Annotated in this window: 20 protein-coding genes; 8 read left to right on the top strand and 12 right to left on the bottom strand. The window is 66.8% G+C overall.

All coding sequences use genetic code 11. From position 1 onward, the window contains the following. The first annotated feature begins 70 nt into the window (after nt 1-70). Nucleotides 71-2,236, top strand: coding sequence for an FG-GAP-like repeat-containing protein (locus tag AC5RWD_RS13505; RefSeq protein WP_494020493.1), 2,166 nt, complete (start codon nt 71-73; stop codon nt 2,234-2,236). Between the two features lie 140 nt (nt 2,237-2,376). On the opposite strand, the gene AC5RWD_RS13500 is transcribed toward AC5RWD_RS13505, so the two are convergent. Further along, nucleotides 2,377-3,054 carry an O-methyltransferase gene (locus tag AC5RWD_RS13500; protein ID WP_494020492.1) on the bottom strand — a complete coding sequence of 226 codons (678 nt, stop codon included), beginning with the start codon at nt 3,052-3,054 and terminating at the stop codon, nt 2,377-2,379. Nucleotides 3,055-3,111: 57 nt separating this feature from the next. Then, entirely contained in the window at nt 3,112-3,444 is a 333-nt protein-coding gene (locus tag AC5RWD_RS13495) for a thiamine-binding protein (protein WP_494020491.1), read from the bottom strand. A gap of 112 nt (nt 3,445-3,556) precedes the next feature. Here AC5RWD_RS13495 and AC5RWD_RS13490 point away from each other — a divergent pair, with 112 nt between their 5' ends. Then, the gene (locus tag AC5RWD_RS13490) at nt 3,557-4,177 is read left to right on the top strand and encodes a TetR/AcrR family transcriptional regulator (RefSeq protein ID WP_494020490.1); all 621 of its coding nucleotides are present in this window, start codon (nt 3,557-3,559) and stop codon (nt 4,175-4,177) included. 204 nt (nt 4,178-4,381) lie between these two features. After that, nucleotides 4,382-4,579 (top strand): hypothetical protein, encoded by a 198-nt coding sequence (locus AC5RWD_RS13485; protein ID WP_494020489.1) that lies wholly within the window; start codon nt 4,382-4,384, stop codon nt 4,577-4,579. A gap of 54 nt (nt 4,580-4,633) precedes the next feature. On the opposite strand, the gene AC5RWD_RS13480 is transcribed toward AC5RWD_RS13485, so the two are convergent. The 4 genes from AC5RWD_RS13480 to AC5RWD_RS13465 form a co-directional block, all read right to left on the bottom strand. Next, a complete protein-coding gene (locus AC5RWD_RS13480) occupies nt 4,634-5,311 on the bottom strand; it encodes an SIS domain-containing protein (protein ID WP_494020488.1) in 678 nt (225 codons plus the stop codon). A gap of 106 nt (nt 5,312-5,417) precedes the next feature. Beyond that, nucleotides 5,418-5,729 carry an AzlD domain-containing protein gene (locus tag AC5RWD_RS13475; protein WP_494020487.1) on the bottom strand — a complete coding sequence of 104 codons (312 nt, stop codon included), beginning with the start codon at nt 5,727-5,729 and terminating at the stop codon, nt 5,418-5,420. Next, nucleotides 5,726-6,520 carry an AzlC family ABC transporter permease gene (locus AC5RWD_RS13470; RefSeq protein WP_494020486.1) on the bottom strand — a complete coding sequence of 265 codons (795 nt, stop codon included), beginning with the start codon at nt 6,518-6,520 and terminating at the stop codon, nt 5,726-5,728. The genes AC5RWD_RS13475 and AC5RWD_RS13470 overlap by 4 nt, the downstream gene beginning before the upstream one ends. 12 nt (nt 6,521-6,532) lie before the next feature. Beyond that, on the bottom strand, nt 6,533-7,462 hold the full coding sequence (locus AC5RWD_RS13465) for a glycerophosphodiester phosphodiesterase (RefSeq protein WP_494020485.1): 930 nt from the start codon (nt 7,460-7,462) through the stop codon (nt 6,533-6,535). Nucleotides 7,463-7,512: 50 nt separating this feature from the next. Here AC5RWD_RS13465 and AC5RWD_RS13460 point away from each other — a divergent pair, with 50 nt between their 5' ends. Further along, nucleotides 7,513-8,883, top strand: coding sequence for a DUF445 domain-containing protein (locus AC5RWD_RS13460; protein ID WP_494020484.1), 1,371 nt, complete (start codon nt 7,513-7,515; stop codon nt 8,881-8,883). 79 nt (nt 8,884-8,962) lie between these two features. Here AC5RWD_RS13460 and AC5RWD_RS13455 read toward each other — a convergent pair whose 3' ends face one another. The 3 genes from AC5RWD_RS13455 to AC5RWD_RS13445 form a co-directional block, all read right to left on the bottom strand. After that, on the bottom strand, nt 8,963-9,712 hold the full coding sequence (locus AC5RWD_RS13455) for a LamB/YcsF family protein (protein WP_494020483.1): 750 nt from the start codon (nt 9,710-9,712) through the stop codon (nt 8,963-8,965). After that, nucleotides 9,696-10,541 (bottom strand): hypothetical protein, encoded by an 846-nt coding sequence (locus AC5RWD_RS13450; protein WP_494020522.1) that lies wholly within the window; start codon nt 10,539-10,541, stop codon nt 9,696-9,698. The genes AC5RWD_RS13455 and AC5RWD_RS13450 overlap by 17 nt, the downstream gene beginning before the upstream one ends. Nucleotides 10,542-10,672: 131 nt before the next feature. After that, nucleotides 10,673-11,263, bottom strand: coding sequence for a hypothetical protein (locus AC5RWD_RS13445; protein WP_494020482.1), 591 nt, complete (start codon nt 11,261-11,263; stop codon nt 10,673-10,675). Between the two features lie 61 nt (nt 11,264-11,324). On the opposite strand from AC5RWD_RS13445, the gene AC5RWD_RS13440 reads away from it, so the two are divergent. Continuing rightward, nucleotides 11,325-12,683: an MFS transporter gene (locus tag AC5RWD_RS13440; RefSeq protein ID WP_494020481.1), complete on the top strand. Its 1,359-nt coding sequence runs from the start codon at nt 11,325-11,327 to the stop codon at nt 12,681-12,683. Nucleotides 12,684-12,694: 11 nt separating this feature from the next. On the opposite strand, the gene AC5RWD_RS13435 is transcribed toward AC5RWD_RS13440, so the two are convergent. The 3 genes from AC5RWD_RS13435 to AC5RWD_RS13425 form a co-directional block, all read right to left on the bottom strand. Further along, on the bottom strand, nt 12,695-15,061 hold the full coding sequence (locus tag AC5RWD_RS13435; RefSeq protein ID WP_494020480.1) for a glycoside hydrolase family 65 protein: 2,367 nt from the start codon (nt 15,059-15,061) through the stop codon (nt 12,695-12,697). A gap of 85 nt (nt 15,062-15,146) precedes the next feature. Beyond that, nucleotides 15,147-15,893, bottom strand: coding sequence for an HAD family hydrolase (locus tag AC5RWD_RS13430; RefSeq protein WP_494020479.1), 747 nt, complete (start codon nt 15,891-15,893; stop codon nt 15,147-15,149). A 587-nt stretch (nt 15,894-16,480) separates the two neighbouring features. Beyond that, the gene (locus tag AC5RWD_RS13425; RefSeq protein WP_494020478.1) at nt 16,481-17,098 is read right to left on the bottom strand and encodes an alpha/beta hydrolase; all 618 of its coding nucleotides are present in this window, start codon (nt 17,096-17,098) and stop codon (nt 16,481-16,483) included. A gap of 167 nt (nt 17,099-17,265) precedes the next feature. Between AC5RWD_RS13425 and AC5RWD_RS13420 the strand changes: the two genes are divergently transcribed. From AC5RWD_RS13420 to AC5RWD_RS13410, 3 genes are all read left to right on the top strand, one after another. Beyond that, nucleotides 17,266-17,523, top strand: coding sequence for a DUF6458 family protein (locus AC5RWD_RS13420; protein ID WP_494020477.1), 258 nt, complete (start codon nt 17,266-17,268; stop codon nt 17,521-17,523). Between the two features lie 227 nt (nt 17,524-17,750). Then, on the top strand, nt 17,751-18,566 hold the full coding sequence (locus AC5RWD_RS13415) for a DeoR/GlpR family DNA-binding transcription regulator (RefSeq protein ID WP_494020476.1): 816 nt from the start codon (nt 17,751-17,753) through the stop codon (nt 18,564-18,566). Further along, the gene (locus AC5RWD_RS13410; protein WP_494020475.1) at nt 18,563-19,567 is read left to right on the top strand and encodes a 1-phosphofructokinase family hexose kinase; all 1,005 of its coding nucleotides are present in this window, start codon (nt 18,563-18,565) and stop codon (nt 19,565-19,567) included. The genes AC5RWD_RS13415 and AC5RWD_RS13410 overlap by 4 nt, the downstream gene beginning before the upstream one ends. Nucleotides 19,568-19,569: the final 2 nt, after the last annotated feature.

The raw sequence follows: 19,569 nt of genomic DNA, 5'->3' as shown, positions 1-19,569 counted from the left end.
GAACGCACCTCCCGGCTTGGCCTTGAAGGTACTGGGGGCCATAAATCGAGTGTCCAATAAGGAGTTACCAATGTTCTCGCAATCTGCGATGAGGCCGATGATGCCCGATGGAGCCAAGCGCTCCGGACCGGCACACCGCAAGCCCTCCACCACTGCCGGCCGCCTTGCTCCTGCGGTTGCAGGCGCCCTGCTCGCCGCTGCCCTGTCGCCCCTCGGCGCTGTTCCCGCCAATGCGGAAACGGCCGGGATGGGCCCAGTTGACCCCGCAAACGGGTTCCCCACCTGGTACTCCGACGGCACAGTCCGTCTCCAGCTCTGCTACCAGGCAGGCCAGGGTTGCCTTGTTGAACCGCCAAACCCGGACCAGCCGGCGTCCTACCCGGACAACTTCCCTGACGAGGCATTCTGGTTTGCCGCTGAAGCTTCCGGGGGCAACCTCGGTCTCTATGAAGCCGCCCTTGAAGCAGCGCACGCCAACGAGGCCGTAGTTGATGGTGACCAGATGGGCTTCGCCAGGCTCCGGTTCCGCCTCAACGGTCTCCAGGCCAACGCCTCGTATACCATCACCCACCCTTATGGCGTCCATACCTTCACGGCCGCCGCCGACCGAGACGGACTCGGTGAGATAAACGTGACCCTGGACCAGGGCGCCTGCGCTCCCACCCCGGATGCTGCCTGCAACTGGGCAGGAGTCGGCGCTGCCTTCCTGGGGGACTTTGGCAGGGGAACCACGGCAACCTTCCTCCGCCAGGATGGCGCTGCACCCGGCACGCTGGGCGACATCAACACCGCGCGGACCGTCACCGGTGCCCCCTCAGGGAACAACTTCGTGCGGGTCGTGGGACCGAACGCCGGCGGACCGGGGGTCAACACCCTCACCGTGAACACCTTCACGGTCCAGGGCCTGATCGCGACGGATTCCGTTGGGGGACCCAATACGCCTGACCTGCCGGCAGCCAGCGACAGCGGACGTTCCAACTCCGACAACATCACCAGGGTGACCACGCCAACCATCACGGGCACGCTGCCCGCGGGAACCGCTGGGCCCGTTCAGCTCATTGTCGACGGCGGCACTCCCCGGACTGCCACGCTTACCGGCTCCACCTACTCACTGACGCTGCCGGCGCTGGCCAATGGCTCCCACTCCGTGCAGGCTGTAGCCGGCGGACAGAATTCCGGGACCCTGAGGTTCACCGTGGACACAGTCGCGCCGACGGTGTCGATCGTGGCTCCGTTCCCGTCCTCGCCCAGCCTGGACACCACCCCGAGCCTGAGCTTCACGAGCAGTGACACGGGTGCCCGGTTCGAATGCCAGCTCCAGCCCACCAACGTGGAGTGGGATACGGCCTGCGCCTCCCCGAAGACGTGGGACCAGCAGGTCAGCGGCACCTACACGTTCAACGTCCGCGCCACCGATGTGGCAGGCAACGTCAGTGCCCTGGCCAGCCGGACCGTCCAGATCGGAACCACTGTTACCGCCCCGTACCGGAAGGTGCAGGACTTCAATAGTGACGGACGGGCCGATGTCGTGTCCCGTGATTCCACGGGAACGCTCTGGCTCTACCGCGGCAACGGAACGGGCGGATTCCTCGCCCGCACCAAGGTCGGCACCGGCTGGAACTCGATGACGTCGATCATCAGCGCCGGCGACTTCAACGGCGACCGCAAGGCGGACATCATCGCCAGGTCCTCCACCGGCCTGCTGTACCTTTACCCCGGCAACGGTCTCGGAGGCTTCAACGGACGTGCTTCGATCGGCAGCGGCTGGAACTCGTTCACCGCCATCACGGCCGGCGGAGACGTCAACGGCGACCGCAAGGCCGACCTTATTGCCCGCGACACTTCCGGACGGCTCTTCGCCTACCCCGGCGTTGGCAACGGCGGCTTCTCCGCGCGGATCCTTATCGGCAGCGGCTGGAACAGCCAGAACACCATTCTGGGCACCGACTTCAACGGTGATGCCAAGCCCGATATCGTCTCCCGGGACGCAGCGGGCAGCCTCTGGCTCTACCGTGGCGACGGCGCCGGCGGGTTCGTCCCCCGGGTCCAGATCGGCTCCGGCTGGGGCGGTTTCACCTCCCTGGTGGCCCCCGGCGACCTGACCGGTGATGGCAGGGCTGACATCACCGCCCGTGACTCGAGGGGAACCCTCCTCCTTTACCGCGGCAACGGCACCACGCTCGTCAGCAAGGCGGTCGTCGGTACCGGCTGGAACTCCATGAGCTCAATCCAGTAATTCCCTGGAGGTAAAAGCACCCAGCAAAAAGAGCACCGCCCGCGTACAGCCAGTACGCGGGCGGTGCTTCGCTGCGGGTACCCCCGAGGCTGGCTGCTGCGACCGGGCGGTGTTAACTGGCGGCGTAACTGGCGGCGCCGTTAGCGGACAACGGCCAGCGCGAAGCCGTCCCAGCCCTTGGACCCCACGGTTTGGATGACAGTGGCGTCCAGCCGGCTGTCCTCCCCCATCATCTTCAGCGCGCCGATGATTCCCGGGGCGTTGGCTTCATCCATGGAAGGGTCCAGCACCACACCCTCCCACACGACGTTGTCCATCACAATGCTGGTTCCGGCCCTGCCCAGCCGCACCGCCCACTTCAGGTACTGCGGGTTGTTTTCCTTGTCCGCATCGATGAACACAAAGTCGAAGGGACCGGCTCCCTCGGCCTCAAGGGCCGCGAGTGTATCCAGCGCCGCACCAGTCCGGATCTCCACCTTGTGGCCCACACCGGCCGCATCCACGTTTGCCCGGGCAACATCGGCGTGCTTCTGGAGGTATTCGCACGTCACCAGGCGCCCGTCGTCGGGCATCCCCTGGGCCATCCAGATGGTGCTGAACCCGGCCAGGGTACCGATCTCCAGCACCCTTCGGGCACCGGACGCCGCCACCAAGAGCTTCAGAAGCTTTCCGGCGTTCGGGGTCACTTCGATAGGCGGCATCCCGGCCTCTTCGGCGGATCGGACGGCGCGCTGGACGGCGTCGTCCGGGTGGACAACGACGTCGGACAGGTACTCTTCTACGGCCTCCCACTCGGGCCGCGGCTTGTGCTCAAACATGCGCACAGTCTTACAGCAAGCGCCGGGCCAGGCTAGGCTCCCGTCAGTCGCCTCCGTTCAGGCACCGTCCAGTGCACCCTCCAGTCGCTCGACCTTTGCGGTGAGTTCTCCGGAATAGCCCGGCCGGATGTCGGCCTTGATCACCAGGGAAACCCTGCTGCCGAATTTGCCCACCGCCTCGGTGGCGCGTTTGACGACGTCGAACACCTCGTCCCATTCACCCTCGATGGTGGTGAACATGGAGTCCGTCTTGTTAGGCAGCCCGGATTCCCGGACGATCCTGACGGCGGCGGCTACGGCGTCGTGCACCGAGGCATCCCCGGCCCCCGCCGCGGCGTAGGCAGGATCAGCGGGAATTCCGGAAGGGGCGACTGAAAATGCAAGCAACATGGGTCCAGTCTGACACGGCGGAATCTGCCACCCGGAACGTGTGCTGTGTCATATTCGGCGCTACCAACCGGTAACGGAGTCAGGCTGACACAGCGTTGCTAACCTTGGTTTCATGAACCTCGCAGTAGAGCGCAAGCCACTTCGTGCCGACGCTGCACGCAATGTTGACAAGATCATCAACGCCGCCCGCGAGTGTTTCCGGCAGTACGGACCGGACGTGCCGTTGCAGACCATCGCAGCCACCGCGGGAGTCGGCCCGGCCACCCTGTTCCGGAATTTCTCGGACAAGGAACAACTGGTCCTGGCCGCGCTCAACCGCCAGCTCCGGCTCAACGTGGACCCGGTCATCGATGTTGCCCTTGCCGGTACTGATGCGGCCGAGGGCCTGTTCCGGGTCATCGACGCCGTGATGACCGCGGCCAGTGACAATGCCAACCTTCTCGGCGCCGTGGCTGGCCGGCGGGACCTGCTCACCGGCATCACCGGAAGCCTGATTGAGTCCGTCGGCGTACTCCTCGACCGCGGCCAGGACCAGGGCGCCCTGCGCGTAGATATTTCATTGACGGACATGGTGCGGCTCCTGGCGATGCTGATTGGAGTGGTCGACACAATGGAGCCGGGTTCGGACGCTTGGCGGCGCCCGGCCGCCCTGGTGGAAGACGCCATTCGCGCCGAGCGTCCTGCCAGGACACTTCCTCCCCAGGTGCCGCTGCCGGAATCACAGTTCGAGTAGACAGTCGAGTAAACCGGGGGCGCGGCCGGCCCGTGGAAGACTGGCCCGCGTATTCCGCACACAGCGCGTGCACAGTAAGCTAGGCACACCGGTGGGTTAGGCAGTTAGCCTCGGCATTCCAAATACGGAGCACATCATGTCATTTTTTCCGTGTGTTCATATGAAACCGGTGGCACCATGAACCGCTCGCAGCTTGCTCAGTTCATGAAACACGCGCCGGACCCTGAAATCACCCTGATGGCAGCATCTACGGATGAGCTCGCCATCATCGTGGACGCACTTTACCGGAACCTCGATACCCCAACGCCTGTATTTGGCGCCCAGGACTGGTATGACCTCGCCACCGAAGAACTGGCGAGGCGGTCCGAGCCAGCTTCCCCTGACGCCTTCGGAGCCGCCTAAGTCCGGCCGCGCTTCGGGGCGGCTCAATCCAGGCTCGGACGGCTCAGTCCAGGCTCACCGGAGCTGCTCGTGCTGGCTGGCCAACGCGTGCAGCGCCGCAGCCAGGCATTCGCTCATCGCCTGAAGCGCGATCAATTGCGCCTCCCGCACCTGCGGCTTGGGAGCGTTGATGCAGATCGATTCATCCGCAGCCTGGGCCAGCGGGTTGGGCGCCGCACCCGTCACTGCCCAGACTGTCGCTCCGGCTGCCCGCGCTGCCGCCGTTGCCTCCAGCAGGGCATGCCGGTGCCCGCTGGCGGAGACCACCAGGAGGACGTCGTGAGAAGGGATGTGCGCCCGCACCTGGCTGGCCACCTCTTCCGCGTGCCCCTGCGCAATTTCGATGGCGCTGACGGGCGCAGCCCCTGCTGACACATCCGGCCGCAGGGCAATGATGGAAAACGGCTGGCGCTCACCGGCGTGGCGCCCCAGCAGCTCGGCGGTGAACTGCTGTACTTCCGCCGCCGAACCGGCACTTCCGGCCGTGAGCAGGCGGTTCCCGGAAAGGAGGCGGCGGGCAAGTTCCTCTCCCCAGCCGGCCAGTCGCGAGGACTCGTTCCGCAGGGAGGCCAGTGCGGGCCCCACCTGGCGAAGGTGCTCAAGGACTATGTCCACCGGGGCTTTCATTTCGAACGGCGCGTCGGTGGCGCGGGTACGGGACAGCCTGCTGACGGCCTTCATTGTTGCATTCACCGCTTGAGTGGTTTGGCAGCTGACTTCTTAGCTACTTAGAGCATACAACCGCCGTGACCCACATCACCCGAATTGGCGCCACGGCCTGGCTGGGTGGAAAGCCGGCTCAGCTCCACCCGGCCAGCCGGAGCAAGGCCGCGGCTCCCGCCCCTGCCAGCACAACCACCAGGAAGGGCGCCCGGAGGAACAGGGCCGCGGCGGCGGCTGCCAACGCGCCCAGCCGGGCATCGAGCACCAGGGCCTGCCCCGTGGCCAGGGCGTTAACAATCGTCAGGGATGCCAGCAGCCCGATGGTCATGGTTCCCGCCATCCGGGACATTCTGGGGTTCTGCAGCAGGCTGGCCGGGAGCAGGTAGCCCACCAGCTTCCATGCATAGGCGAAGAGGCAGGCGAGCAGCAACCACACCCACAGACTCACTCGGCACCTCCGGGGTTGGTCCCGTTGCCCTTGTAGTGTCCGGTGCCAGCGTGATGGCCGGGGTGCCGCTCGGTGTACGGGTCGATGTCCGGTTCGAGCCCCTCGTCCTGGCGGCCATGGCTGAGCCAGCCGATGATGGCGGCCACCACGGCGGCGATCAGGATGGGGACGCCCGCCGGCACGAACGGCACAGCCAGCACGGTTGCCAGGGCACAGACGACGGCGATCGCCACCGGTTCCCGGCCCTTGAGCCGCGGCCACAACAGACCGAGGAACGCCGCGACGGCCGCGCCGTCGAGCCCCCACTGTTTCGGGTCTCCCAGCGCACCTCCGGCCAGTGCGCCCACCGCGGTGAAGACATTCCAGAGGACAAAGATCCCGATGCCGGCGGCCCAAAAGCCCCGGTGCTGCTCGTCAGGATCGGACTGCCCTGTACTTGTGGCCGTGGATTCGTCGATGGTCAGCTGCGCGGCGGCGTACCGGCGCCACCCCCTCGGCCGGAGCAGCACGTTGAGCTGCATTCCGTAGATCCCGTTGCGCATTCCCAGCAGGGTGGCGGCCCCCATGGCGGCGAGGCCCGAGCCGCCGCCGGCCACCACCCCGATGAAGGCAAACTGGGAGCCGCCGCTGAAGAGCAGGAAGCTCAGTGCCATGGTCTGCCAGAAGTCCAGGCCTGAGGTCACGGACAGCGCCCCGAAGGACACCCCGTACAGGCCGGTGGCGACGCTAATGGATAGGCCAACGCGGACAGCGGGGGAACGCAGGAGTTTCGGGGGCCAGGTGATGGGCATGCCACCACTCAATCACAGCGGCGGCTGCGACTGAGTCGTGGCCGAGCTTGCCGCCAGGGCCCGCTGCCGGAGCCGGGCCAGCACCTGCGCCGGCCGGTTGGTGGTGATCTCGTGGATGCCCAGCCCCCGGCACAGCTCCACGTCGTCCTCCCGGTCCACCGTCCAGACCCGGAATCGGCGGCCCGAATCCAGCCAGCGCCGCACTGTTCCGGGGTGCTGGCGCACGTAGTCAATGCCCGGTCCGGCCATGCCGACTGCGCCGTCGTTGATGATCCGTTCGCCCTCCAGCTGCGCGGCCTTCATCACGTTGGCCACGGCGCTGCCCGTGAACGGCCCCAACCCCAGTTCCTCACGGATTCCGGTGACGTTCACGTCATCCACGAGCTGGCAGATGAACTCGCCGGGGACGGCTTTGCGCAGGTGCCTGACCGCGTCCGGGCTGAAGCTCATGAAGGTCACGCGGACGTTGCCCAACCGGGACGTCCCGGCGTCCCAGCCTTCGGCCCGCAGCACCTCCAGCACCCTGTCCTCCAGCTTCAGCTGGTAGGGGCTGGGATGCTTCAGCTCGATGGCCAGCCCGATCTCACGCCCCGCAGCACGCAGCAGGTCCAGCAGGTCCGGCAGAGTCAGGAACTGTTCGGACCTGGGCCCGTAGGCCTCCGGGATCCGGACGCCCTTCCAGGATGAAAAATCCAGCAGCCGCAGCTGGTCGAGGGTCCGTTCGGCCACGGGTCCCGTGCCGTCCGAGGTCCGGTCCAGGTTGGAGTCGTGCAGCAGGACAACGTGTTGGTCACGGGTGAGGTGCACATCGCACTCCACACCGTCCGCGCCATCGGCGAGCGCCCGGAGATAGGCGGCACGGGTGTGCTCGGCGAAATCCGCGCTGGCACCCCGGTGGGCATAGACCAGGGGACGGGTTAGGGCTGACTCGTCGGCTGTCATGGTCACACGTTAGCCGACCGTGGCTGCCAAAGCGGGGCTAGGCTTGGCACATGCAGGTGAACTCTGAACCAACCACCCAGCAAGATCCGGCGGAGAAGCTTTCCCCGGAAAGCCCCGAGCGGAACGACGGACAGGGCGGACGCACTCCGGCGCGTCCCGCCGTCGTACGCCACTTCACGGAGGGCGACGCCGAAAAGGCGGCCGCGCTCCGGAAGATGAAGCTGCTGGCACTCTGCCTGCTCATTGCCATGGCTGTGGTGTTCGTCGTGGCCTTCGCGCTGCAGAAGCAGTACCCGTGGCTGGAATACGTCCGGGCCGCGGCGGAAGGCGGCATGGTGGGCGCCCTGGCCGACTGGTTCGCAGTGACGGCCCTGTTCCGCTATCCCATGGGGCTTAAGATCCCGCACACCGCCATCATTCCGCGGCGCAAGGACCAGATCGGCGCGTCTCTGGGCGAGTTTGTGGAGACCAACTTTCTCTCCGAACAGGTGGTCCAGGACAAGCTGGCCAGCATCAACATCTCCGGCAAGGTGGGCAGCTGGCTGGCGGGGCCGGGCGGCGCGGAGCGGGTGGCCAAAGAAGGTGCCGCCGTTATCCGCGGTACGTTCAAAGTGCTGAACGACGACGACGTCCAGGCCGTTATCGAGGGCATGGTCCGCAAGCACCTCCTGGCTCCCCCGTGGGGACCGCCCGTGGGACGGATGGCCGAGCGGATCTTCGCCGACGGGCACCACCACAAGCTCGTGGACCTCCTCGTGGACCGGGCCGCGGACTGGATGGCGGCCAACCACCAGACCGTAAGCCGGCTCGTCACGGAGCGCTCCCCGCAGTGGGTGCCCAGCTTTGTGGATGGCCTGGTGGGGGACAAGGTCTACATCGAGCTGCTGAAATTCACCCGCGCCGTCCAGGACGACCAGCAACACCAGGTCCGGCTCTCCATCGACAAGTACCTGACGGATCTGGCCCAGGATTTGCAGCACGATCCCGCCATGATCGCCCGCGCGGAGGGCATCAAGGCGCAGGTGCTCGGCGACCCGGAGGTCCGGGAACTGGCGTCCCGCACCTGGGCCACCATCAAGGGCGCGCTGCTCACCGCCGTCGATGATCCGGACAGCGAGCTGACGGTGAAGTTCAAGGCGGCCGTCCGCGATTTCGGCACCCGGCTGGTCAACGACGACGAGCTGGCAGGCAAGGTCAACGCCTGGATCGGCGATGCCGCAGGCTACCTGGTCCGCACCTATCGGTCAGACATTGCCGGGGTGATCACGGATACGGTGGCCCGCTGGGATGCCGAGGAAACGTCGCAGAAGATCGAGCTCCAGGTGGGCAAGGACCTGCAGTTCATCCGGATCAATGGCACGGTGGTGGGCTCGCTCGCCGGGCTCGCCATCTTCACGGTGGCCCACCTGACGTTCGGCTGACGTGCTGCGCCCCTGACGGCTTGGTTTAGCTGACCCGGCCTAAGGCGAACGGGGCCGTTTTAGGCGAACGGACCCGGTCTTAGGCGAACGGGGCCAGTTCCACGCCGGCTTCCTCGAGGCCTGCGCGGACGGCGGCAGCCATGTCCACAGCGCCCGGGGTGTCGCCGTGGATGCACAGGGAATCCGGGTCCACCCGGACCACGGTCCCGTCCACCGCCAGCACCTCGCCCTTGAGCGCCAGGCGTACTGCCCGCTCGACGATCGGCTCGATGTCATGCAGCACGGCACCCTCCTGCGAGCGCGGCACCAGGGTGCCGTCCGGCAGGTAGGCGCGGTCCACGAAGGCCTCACGGAATACGGGATGTCCGGCGTCCTGGGCCTGCTTCAGCAGCTCGGAACCCGGAAGCCCCAGGATAGGCAGGCCGGGATCGTAGGCCTGGATGGCTGCCACCAGCGCGGAAGCCTGCTCGGCATCGTGGAATGCCCGGTTGTAGAGGGCACCGTGCGGCTTGACGTAGTCAACGGTGGCCCCCACCGCGTGCGCCACTCCGTCGAGCGCCCCGAGCTGGTAGAGGACGTCGCCGAACAGCTCGTCGAAGGACATGTCCAGGGAACGCCGGCCGAAGCCGGCGAGGTCCCGGTAGCCAACGTGGGCGCCGACCGTGACGTCCAGTTCATAGGCGGCGCGGCAACTGTCGAGCATGGTCACGGGGTCGCCGGCGTGGAACCCGCAGGCTACGTTGGCGCTGGTGATGAGCTCGAACATGGCGGGATCATCACCCATGGTCCAGGAGCCGAAGGACTCCCCGAGGTCAGCGTTCAGATCCACCCGTACCACCTTCCGTTGTGCCGCTTCCCAGCGGCCGGCCGGCCGGCGAACCGGCATCCTGGCCTGCTGAATCCGCAGCCCTAAGCTCCCCCGGCATTGTGTCCGGCATCGGCCCGAAGGCCTCTTTTGCATTGGCCACGACGGCGCGGCCCATCATGAGGTTACCGGCGCCGCCCACCACTGCTCCAATGCCGAACGGCAAAGCGCGTCCGAACAGGGCGGTTCCCTGCCGCCTGAGAAGGTTCCGCAGAAAGGCCTTCTGGATCCGCTCACGGATGAAGCCGTACCCGGATGACGACATCCTGCCCGCCAGCACATTTCCCCAGGCCTGGCTGGCACCCTTGCCGCGGCCCATGGCCTGGCCGCTGAGTGAGCCAAGCAGCGCGGTCCCCTCCTCGCCGAGCATCACGGCCATCACCAGGGTGCTGGCCTTCTCCGGGTCCGTCATCCGGATCCCGTGCAGTTCGGCCAGCGCGGTGGCGTAAAGGGCTGTCGCCTCGAGGAAGCCAACGGTGGCGGCAGCAGAGAGGCCCAGGGAGGCCACCGTGCCAACACCCGGAACAACGGCGGTGGCACCAACCAGCGCTCCTCCGCCTGTCACTGCCCGAAGATAGTCGCGCTCAAGGATGTCCGCGAGCTGGGCTGCGGATGCCCGCGGGTTGCGGCGCTGGAGCCGGCGGATGTTCGCCACCACCAGCGGGCGCTGGATCTCCACTGCCCGCAGCAGCAAATTGTGGACGCCGGGCTTGGGATTGCCGTGGGCGTCGAACACGGCGTTGTGGGCTGTTTCCTGCGCGATTTTCATCGCGGGATTGCGTCGCTTGGCCATCATCACCTCTACCTCGGAACACCCGGCGGCCGGAGACCGCCGTCTAGCCTTAACACTAGGCCACACCCAAACATACCAAGCATGCTGATCACTGGGGGTGCCGCGCCGGCTTGTCACACCATCCAGGCCCCTCACAGCGACCAGGACTCGGCCACGGCCATGTACGCGGAGGAGGAAGGCCCGCGCGGGCCGGGATAAACAGTGGGGGCGCCGGGCCATTCGACGCCGAATTCGGAGAGCTTGCCTCCGCTGCAGGGGTGGTAGACGTTGCTCATGGCGGCGCTGGCGGGTCCCAGCTGAAACTCCGGCGCGGAGAACTGCCGCCGGTCCAGCACCCCGGAGATCTCGAGGGCCGCCCGCCGCCCCGTCGCACGGAACCCGCGCTCAAGGTCCAGTTCGACGTCGAACTCGTCCTGGGTATGGCTGACCGCGCCGTGCGGAAAGCGCGCGGCTTCCGGAAAGAAGCGCGTCAGTTCTGTCGCCAGGGAGGACGCGAAGAATTCGTTGGAGCCGTAGCTGCGCCAGCCCTGGAGCGTTGCCACCATGAGGACCGTTCCGGTTCCCCAGCGGGACCAGTCAGCCATCCAGAACGAAGCAAAGCAGCTGGCGGGCTCGCCGGGAATATGAACGCCGTTCCGGTCCACCGGGTGGAGGGCAAGGCCAAAGTTTGCGCCGATCAGCGCCACATTGCGCCGCCCCGGCCGGGCCGGTGTGTTCCCCATGGCTAGAGCCTATCCCGCCGGGCACGTTCCACCTGCCAGAGGCTCGGCCTAAGATTGCCGTGTGCCCCTCCCCAGCGCCCTTCGACCCTTTTCCCACCGCGAATACCGCGTGCTGATCGGTGCCCTGGCCATCTCCATCTTCGGCTCGGGCATGTGGGCCGTGGCCATGGTCTACCAGGTCATCCACATCGGCGGCGGCCCGCTGGAACTGTCCCTCGTGGCCGCGGCAGGCAGCGTGGGGCTGGTGGCGTTCGTCCTTGCCGGCGGCATCGCAGCGGACCGCGTTCCGCAGCGCCTGCTGATTATCGCCGTCGAGGGAACCAACCTCGCCGTCATCGCGGCCGTCAGCGGCTTGGCGATGGCAGGCTGGCTCCAACTCTGGCACCTGGTGGCCGGTTCCTTCGTCCTTGGTGTCGGGGCGGCGTTCTTCTTCCCGGCGTACTCGGCGATTCTGCCGCGGATCCTGCCGCCGGAGGACCTGCTCGCGGCCAACGGCATGGAAGGAACCCTGCGCCCCACACTTCAGCAGGCGGCGGGTCCTGCGGTGGCCGGCGTCGTCGTGGCTGCCCTCTCGCCTTCACACGCCGTAACCGGCGTTGCCGTGTGCCACCTGCTCGCGTTCATCATCCTGAATTTCCTCGGCCAGCACGCCCTCGAGGCCCCGGGCTGGCGGGAGGAGGCTACCGCGCGGGCAGAGGGCGCCGGGCGGGCGGATGGCGCCGTGCAGGAGGATGCTGCCGCCAGCCCACGAGCAAAGACCTCCTTCTTCGCCGACCTCCGTGAGGGCGTCAGCTACACGGTCCGGACTCCGTGGCTGCTCTGGACGCTGCTGTGGGCCTGCATTTCAGTGCTGTTCCTCATCGGGCCCATCGAGGTGCTCCTGCCCTTCGTGACCCGGGACCAGTTGGGCGGCGACAGCCGCATGTTCGGTTTTCTGTTGGCCGTCATGGGAGTGGGCAGCGCCGTGGCCTCGCTTGTCACCGCGTCCGTCCGGCTCCCCCGCCGCTACCTGACCGTCATGATGGTGTGCTGGGGAGCAGGCACCCTGCCGCTTGCCGCGGTGGGGCTCATGGACAGCTTCTGGCTGCTGGGCCTGGCGCTGTTCATTTTCGGTGCCACGGGCAGTGTGGGCATGGTCATCTGGGGAACCCTGCTGCAGCGGCGCGTGCCCCCGCACCTGCTGGGGCGGGTTTCCAGCCTTGACTTCTTTGTGTCCCTGGCGCTGATGCCGGTGTCGATGGCGCTGGCCGGGCCCGCCGCCTCCGTGCTCCCGATCTGGCTGATCTTCCTGGTGGCGGGCGGGGTGTGCCCGGTCATGGCGGTGGTGGCCCTGCTGGCCGCCCGGATGTCCACGGACGAAATCGCCCATCCGCTGGACCGCCGGGGCCCCCTGCCCGCCGGAGCCGAGGCCACCACCTAAGCCCGTGTCTCCTAGCGGGCGCGCACCACCGGGATGCTCGCCGTCGGCGGCCCGCTCGGGAACACCGACGGCTCGGGAACGTGCACCGGTTCCAGCGGCACCCGCACCGGCTGGTCAGCCACGGAATACCGGGCATCCCGCACGTCGACGTCCATCGCTGCCCCGTCGAGAACGGTCAGCGTAATGCCGGCCTGGTCCAGTTCCACCAGCAGCAGCCGAGCCTGGAGCTTCAGGTGGAAGCGCAGCGTCTCCCATTCCCCGGGCAGCCGCGGATCAAAGAACGGCACGGGGCCCTGGTCCCGAAGCCCGGCGAAGCCGCACACCAGTGAGCTCCACACGCCACCGGTCGAGGCGATGTGCACGCCGTCGATCGTGTTGCCATGGGAGTTGTCCAGGTCGATGAAAACCGCATTCGTGAAGTGTTCCAGGGCGGCCCTGGGGTAGCCCACCTCGGCGGCCATGATCCCCTGAACGCACGCCGAGAGCGTGGAGTCACCCGTGGTGATGGGGTCGTAGAAATCGAAGGCCCGGCGCTTTTCCTCGGCGCTGAACTCCTCCCACTGCAGGAACATGGCCAGCACCGTGTCAGCCTGCTTGAGCACCTGGTGGCGGTAGATAACCAGCGGGTGGAAGTTCAGCAGCAGCGGGTACTTGGAGCGCGGCGTTGTCCAGTCCCACGGCTCAAGCGTCATGAAGTCGTTGTCCTGCGAGTACACCTGGAAGTGCTCGTCGAAGGGCAGCTGGATCCGCTCCGCCGCGGCTTCCCACAGCTCCCGCTCGGCGTCCTCGACCGCCGGGTGGTCCAGCGCGGCGGCGGCCCGCAGGTTAAACCGGGCCATGACGTTCGTGTAGAGATTGTCATTCACCACCGCGGTGTACTCGTCCGGCCCCGTCACGCCGTGGATGTGGAACTGGCCGTCCTTGCCGAAGAAGCCCAAGGATGCCCACATGCGGGCGGTTTCGATCAGCAGATCGGCACCCATGCCGGCCCGGAAGTCGGAGTCCCCGCTGGCCCAGACGTACCTGTTGGTGGCGAAGGCAATGGCGGCGGCAATGTGGAACTGCGCCGTGCCGGCAGCATAGTAGGCGCTCGCTTCGAGGCCGTTGATGGTCCGCCAGGGGAACAGCGCACCGTCTACGCTGAGTTCCTTGGCCCTGATCTTGGCGTCGGGGAGCATCTCGTGACGGAACTCCAAAACCTGGCGCGCGCCGTCGGGGTTTGAGTATGTCATGTACGGCAGGAGGTAGACCTCCTGGTCCCAGAAGTAGTGCCCGTCGTAACCGGAACCGGTGACACCCTTTGCCGGGATTCCGGCGACGCCGGCCCTGGCCGTGGCCTGGGCAAGCTGGAACAGGTTCCAGCGGATGGCCTGCTGAAGCTCCGGTTGCCCGCCCACCACGATGTCAGCGGTGGCCCAGTAGTCGCGGTAGTGCGCCTCGCTTTCGGCGAAGACGTCACCCACCGGCTTCAGTCCCGCTTCTGCTGCCTCGGCCGGGTCCTCTCCGAGCTCGGCATCCGCGACGCCGGGCAGGCCGGCCCGGGTACCGCGGGCCACGGCGTAGCTGACGCTCTTTTCGAGCCGGAACGGCTCCCCGGCGGGAATCGCCAAAACATAGCGGACGCTGCTGTCGTCCTGGTCCACGAGGGTATCGAACGGCTGGTGGCCTGCTGACGTCCAGTGGTCGACGGCGATTCCCACCCGCTGCTTCGACTCCGCCGCTTCCCAGGACAGGCGCAGCGACCCGTCGCCGCCCTCCATCCTGAGGGGCAGCAGGACACGCCCGGCGTGCCGGCCTGCCCGGCGCGGGTCGTGGGCCGAATGGTCCTCAACCGGCTGGTCCTGCCGGTTGATAACGGACGATGTGACGTCCGCCGAGATTGCCCGGTCGGCCGAAACCTCCAGCGAGATGCCAAGGCTGCCGCGGGTCTCGAAGCCAACGGCCCGGCGCTCCACCGTGGTCACCGTGGCGCCGGAACGGCACTGCCACGTGATAGTGCACTCGTAGATGCCGGTGGCGAAATCAACGGACCGGCGGTAGTCCAGCACTGTCGATTCGGCAAGGCTGAGCATTTCCCCGTCGATGATGACCGAGAAGTTGTTGGCGTCCGGAATGTAGAGGATGCGCTGGCCCGTGCGCGCGAAGCCGTAGGCATTCTCGGCATGCTTGATGTCCCAGATCTCGTGGAAGCCGTTGATAAAGCTGCCGGGCAGTTCGGCATCGGCTGACGCCCAGTGGGCGCCGCGGAGACCCAGGTGTCCGTTGCCGAGGGCAAAGAGCGTCTCGAGCGTACCGGCGTCGCCGGGGGCGTGGCTCGTCTCCACGAGCTTCCAGGGATCATTGGGGAAGCGGACGCGGTCAGCGTTGATGAGTGCCATGATTGGCGTTCCTTAGGCGGTTGAATGTGTTGCTGGAAGATCTGTCGGGCCTGCCGGGCCCGGCCGGTGTACGGGAGCCGCGGTACTAGAGGAGTTCCTCGAGGTCGTTGACCACAAGGGTGGCGCCGGCGTCGAGCAGCGTTTGCCGCCCGGCGCCGCGGTCCACGCCGATGACGGAGTGGAAACTGCCGGCGTTGCCCGCCTGCACGCCGGAAACGGCATCCTCCACGACCACGCACTGCTCGCTGGGCAGGTCCAGGAGCCGGGCGGCGTACTCGTAGGTCGCCGGGTCGGGTTTGCCGGGCAGACCCTCCTCAGCGGCCACGATGCCGTCCACGACCACCGGGAAACGGTCCGCCAGCCCCGCCGCGCGCAGCACCGACGGCGCGTTCCGGGAGGAGGAGACGACGGCGACCTTCAGTCCGCGGTCCAGCACGGCCTCCAGGAAACGCACCGATCCCGCGAAGGGCTCCACCCCGGAGCTAACGATGTCGTTGAAGATCCGGTTCTTCCGGTTGCCCAGGCCTTGGACCGTGACGTTGTCCGGATCATCGTCGGCGGGGCCCTCCGGCAGTGTGATGCCGCGGGACGTCAGGAAGTCCCGGACGCCGTCAAACCTGGGCTTGCCGTCGATGTGGTCGAAGTAGTCGCTCTCCCGGTACCCGTCCTTTTCGGGAACGGTTTCGAGGTAGCCGTCGAACAGCTCCTGCCAGGCTCGCTCGTGGACCACGGCCGTGGGCGTGAGCACGCCGTCCAAATCAAAAAGGATGGCGGCGGCGCCGGTCCAGCTGTTCGGCCGGCTGCCAGTGCTGGTATTCAGGGTTTTGGTCATGCTTTGTTCCGTCTTTCGGGGGGTCGGACAGCAATGTGTTGGGAATTACCTGGAACGTGGTCGCCGGTGACCAGAGGATGCGGTGCGCCTGCAGAATCTGCGCTCCGGGCGCCACAGACCGGAGGCACGATACGGTGATTCTGCAGCTTAAGGGACAGGCCGGCGTTTCCTGCGGACCGGGCTGCGTTGCCCTGGCCGCAAACAACGGCATCCCACTGCTTGCGCGGCCGGTTCGGTTACCTACCGGCCGGATTATGTCCGGCGCGTGAATTCGCGCCGCTCCGCCACTTGCACCGCGGCGCTGCGGGCCAGGCAGAAGGCGCCCATGCGCGGGCGTCCTGTTTTTTGCCTACGTCCATGATGAACGGGTCGGCGGTTCAGGGCAAGCCAGCGGAACGTCCGCGCGGGATGGGTGGCGCAAGGATGCATGGCGCGGTCCTGCCCTTTCGAACACTCATGAGTGGTGCACTGCCAGCCGCCCGCCGCCGAGCGGACGCCTGCCGGCCGGGTCCCGGCCGAAGAAGAGTGTAAGCGCTTGCAGATTTACCCTGCAACTGTTGTTAATCTCACGTCAGCCAGAATCTGGATTAGCCGAGGACATAGTGCCGCAGGAATGCGCTGACGTCCACCATCTCGGCCTTGGACATGGCGTGGCCCATGCCGGGATACGTCCGCGCCGTGAGCCGGGTATGAGTGTGCAGCCACTCCTCCGTATAGGCCGTCGCTTCCCCGTTAATCACAAGGTCAGCCTTGTCCCTCCCCCAGAAGAAGGGGGGCCGCTCCTCAAAGGACTCGCTGAGCGCCAGCAGGTCATTGTCCAGGACGAACCCGGAAAGCCCCACCACCGCCGGGAAGTCCTTCGGCCGCAAACGCAGGAGCGTGCTCGCCATGGCCATCCCCTGCGAATAGCCCAGCAGGCTCACGCTGGTGTGGAGCGTCCTGGCCGAGTCGATCCAGGAAAAAACGGAATTGGCGGCCGAAATGACGTCTGCAAAGTCGTTAGTCAGGAAATAGTCCAGCAGGAACCAGCCGTAGCCGTTCGCGATGGGCATGGGCGCCCGGAGGGCAGCGCAGGTGAATTCCGCGGGGAGATAGTCGAAGAGGTTGACCATCCGGGACTCATCCGTGCCGTAGCCGTGCATCATCACCAGCAGCGGGGTACCGGGGCGCTCCTCCTCCGGCTTGGACCATACAACAGTCTCCATCCGATCAGCCTAGCGAGTCCCCGAAAAAGCCGCCCGGCCCTGACCTGCGCATTTGATTGAAACGCGGGTTACCCGGATGTAGCCTGACGCTAGACAGCATGCTTAGCAAATGACGCACGACCATACGATCCAAGACGCGAGAAGTCCGCCAACGCAAGGAGCAAGTCATGAGAATCGGTTCCGCCATCTTCCTCATCGCCCTGGGCGCCATCCTTGCCTGGGCCATCACGCCGGGCCTCATCCCCAACGTGGATCAGACGCTGATCGGCTACATCCTGATGGCCGTCGGCGTCATCGGCCTCATCGCCTCACTCGTCATGGCCTCCCCCGGCAGGAGCCGCCGCATCAGCGAAACCCGTTCGGTTGTTGACCCCAACACTGGTGAGAGGATCACCCGCAATGAAAGCCGCGACGGCGGCCTCTAGTCCGGCAGGATAACGAACGGACGGCAGTGAAGCCAGCGGCATGGCCGGACAGGACCTTCGGGTCCGGTCCGGCCATTTTGGTTTTCTGTTGTTTTTCGTTGACAAACCAACACGAACGAAGATAAAGTCAAGTACTTGCAGATTTGTGACAGCGGTCACGGATCGGCGAAGGGACCAGTCGGAGCAGCGAGTACGCGCTGCAGCAGTAGCTACGCAATGGAGGGTATGTGTTTGCCGAGGAGCGCCAGCAGCAGATCGCAGGGCTCGTTGCAGCCAGCGGCCGTGCCAGCGTGACCGACCTCGCCGAGCGCTTCCGCATCACCACCGAGACCGTCCGCCGGGACCTCGCCGCCCTGGAGTCGGCAGGCACGGTGCGCCGCGTCCACGGCGGTGCCGTATCCGCGGACCGTTTCAGCACCACCGAGGAGAGCATCCTCGAGCGGACCATCCAGCGGCAGGCGCAGAAGCTTCGCATCGCCGAGGCCGCCCTCGGTTTCCTTCCGAAGGGCCCCTCCAGCAGCATCCTCCTCGACGCCGGCTCCACCACCGAAGTCCTCGCCGACCTCCTCGCCCGCCGCGGCGCGTCAGCCCCGGCCAAACCGGCCAAATCGGCCGATGCGGCCCAGGAACTCCTGGTCATCACGCACGCCATTCCCATCGCCGCCAAGCTTGCCAGCACCCCGGGCATCGCCCTGCAGATTCTTGGCGGCCGGGTCCGCGGACTCACGCAGGCCGCGGTGGGCCAGGGCACGGTGGAGGCCGCCGGCAAGCTGCGTCCGGACATCGCTTTTGTGGGGACCAACGGCATCCATGCGAGCTTCGGCCTCAGCACACCAGATTCTGAGGAGGCCGCCGTCAAGGCTGCCTTCGTCCATTCGGCACGCCGCATCGTGGTGCTGGCCGATTCGTCCAAGCTGGATGCGGAAACGCTCGTCCAGTTCGCCTCGTTGAAAGATCTGGATACCGTGATCACTGACCGCACACCGCACCCGGAACTAGCCGCGGCCCTCGCCGAGGCCGGCGTGGAGGTGGTAGTCGCATGATTGTCACCCTCACAGCCAACCCAAGCCTGGACCGGACGGTGGCGCTTCCCGGCCCGCTCGAGCGGGGCGAGGTGCAGCGCGCCATTTCCGTCCGCCAGGAATCCGGCGGCAAGGGCGTCAATGTTTCCCGTGCCCTCGTAACCTCCGGCCTCGAGACACTTGCGGTGCTGCCCGGCGCGGAATCCGATCCCGTGCTGGCCGGCCTGCGGGAGGAGGGTGTGCCATTCGCGTCGCTGGCCATCCACGAGCCGCTGCGCACCAACGTGGCGCTAACGGAGCCGGGCGGTGTGACCACCAAGATCAACGAACCCGGCCCGGCCCTCACCGAGGACGTTCAGGAGGCGCTGATCAGCCTGCTCCTGGAACGTTCACGCGGAGCCAGCTGGGTGGTCCTTGCGGGCTCGCTTCCGCCCGGCGTCCCGGCTGACTTCTACGCCACGGTCACCCGGCGGCTGCGCAATGCCGACGCCGGGGCCGGCGTTCCAATGATTGCCGTCGATTCCTCCGGCGCTCCGCTGGCAGCGGCCGTCGCCGGCGACGCACCGGCAACAGCAACAGTTTCCGGAAAACCGGACCTGCTCAAACCCAATGCCGAGGAGCTGGCCGAACTGGCCGCAGCAGCAGGATTTTCCTTGGCAAGCACGGCTGAGGAACTCGAAGCGGATCCGTATGCTGCCGCGGCGGCAGCTGCCGCCGTCGTGCGTTCCGGTGTGGGGGCCGTGTTGGCAACGCTCGGTTCAAAGGGCGCTGTCCTCGTGACGGCCGACGGCGCGTGGCTGGCCACGCACCCGCCGGTCACCGCAGTAAGTACGGTCGGCGCCGGTGACTCGTCGCTGGCCGGCTATCTGCTGGCCGCCAGCCAGGGCGCCGCCCCGGCTGACTGCCTCCGCCAGGCTGTGGCGCATGGCGCCGCCGCCGCTTCCCTGCCGGGCTCCACCGTCCCGGCAGTCCACCAAACAACCCCCGACGCCGTAACCATCACGGCCCTCCGGAAGGATTGACA

It is taken from the genome of Arthrobacter sp. CMU6 (assembly GCF_059090205.1).
The sequence above is the reverse complement of the archived record's forward strand: the minus strand, read 5'-3'. Positions and strand labels throughout refer to the sequence as shown.

Excerpts from the sequence above, each read along its gene's own strand:
- AC5RWD_RS13505 (WP_494020493.1), top strand. The coding sequence starts at position 71 with ATGTTCTCGCAATCTGCGATGAGGCCGATGATGCCCGATGGAGCCAAG.
- AC5RWD_RS13500 (WP_494020492.1), bottom strand. The coding sequence starts at position 3,054 with ATGTTTGAGCACAAGCCGCGGCCCGAGTGGGAGGCCGTAGAAGAGTAC.
- AC5RWD_RS13495 (WP_494020491.1), bottom strand. The coding sequence starts at position 3,444 with ATGTTGCTTGCATTTTCAGTCGCCCCTTCCGGAATTCCCGCTGATCCT.
- AC5RWD_RS13490 (WP_494020490.1), top strand. The coding sequence starts at position 3,557 with ATGAACCTCGCAGTAGAGCGCAAGCCACTTCGTGCCGACGCTGCACGC.
- AC5RWD_RS13485 (WP_494020489.1), top strand. The coding sequence starts at position 4,382 with ATGAAACACGCGCCGGACCCTGAAATCACCCTGATGGCAGCATCTACG.
- AC5RWD_RS13470 (WP_494020486.1), bottom strand. The coding sequence starts at position 6,520 with ATGCCCATCACCTGGCCCCCGAAACTCCTGCGTTCCCCCGCTGTCCGC.
- AC5RWD_RS13465 (WP_494020485.1), bottom strand. The coding sequence starts at position 7,462 with ATGACAGCCGACGAGTCAGCCCTAACCCGTCCCCTGGTCTATGCCCAC.
- AC5RWD_RS13460 (WP_494020484.1), top strand. The coding sequence starts at position 7,513 with ATGCAGGTGAACTCTGAACCAACCACCCAGCAAGATCCGGCGGAGAAG.
- AC5RWD_RS13450 (WP_494020522.1), bottom strand. The coding sequence starts at position 10,541 with ATGGCCAAGCGACGCAATCCCGCGATGAAAATCGCGCAGGAAACAGCC.
- AC5RWD_RS13445 (WP_494020482.1), bottom strand. The coding sequence starts at position 11,263 with ATGGGGAACACACCGGCCCGGCCGGGGCGGCGCAATGTGGCGCTGATC.
- AC5RWD_RS13435 (WP_494020480.1), bottom strand. The coding sequence starts at position 15,061 with ATGGCACTCATCAACGCTGACCGCGTCCGCTTCCCCAATGATCCCTGG.
- AC5RWD_RS13430 (WP_494020479.1), bottom strand. The coding sequence starts at position 15,893 with ATGACCAAAACCCTGAATACCAGCACTGGCAGCCGGCCGAACAGCTGG.
- AC5RWD_RS13425 (WP_494020478.1), bottom strand. The coding sequence starts at position 17,098 with ATGGAGACTGTTGTATGGTCCAAGCCGGAGGAGGAGCGCCCCGGTACC.
- AC5RWD_RS13420 (WP_494020477.1), top strand. The coding sequence starts at position 17,266 with ATGAGAATCGGTTCCGCCATCTTCCTCATCGCCCTGGGCGCCATCCTT.
- AC5RWD_RS13410 (WP_494020475.1), top strand. The coding sequence starts at position 18,563 with ATGATTGTCACCCTCACAGCCAACCCAAGCCTGGACCGGACGGTGGCG.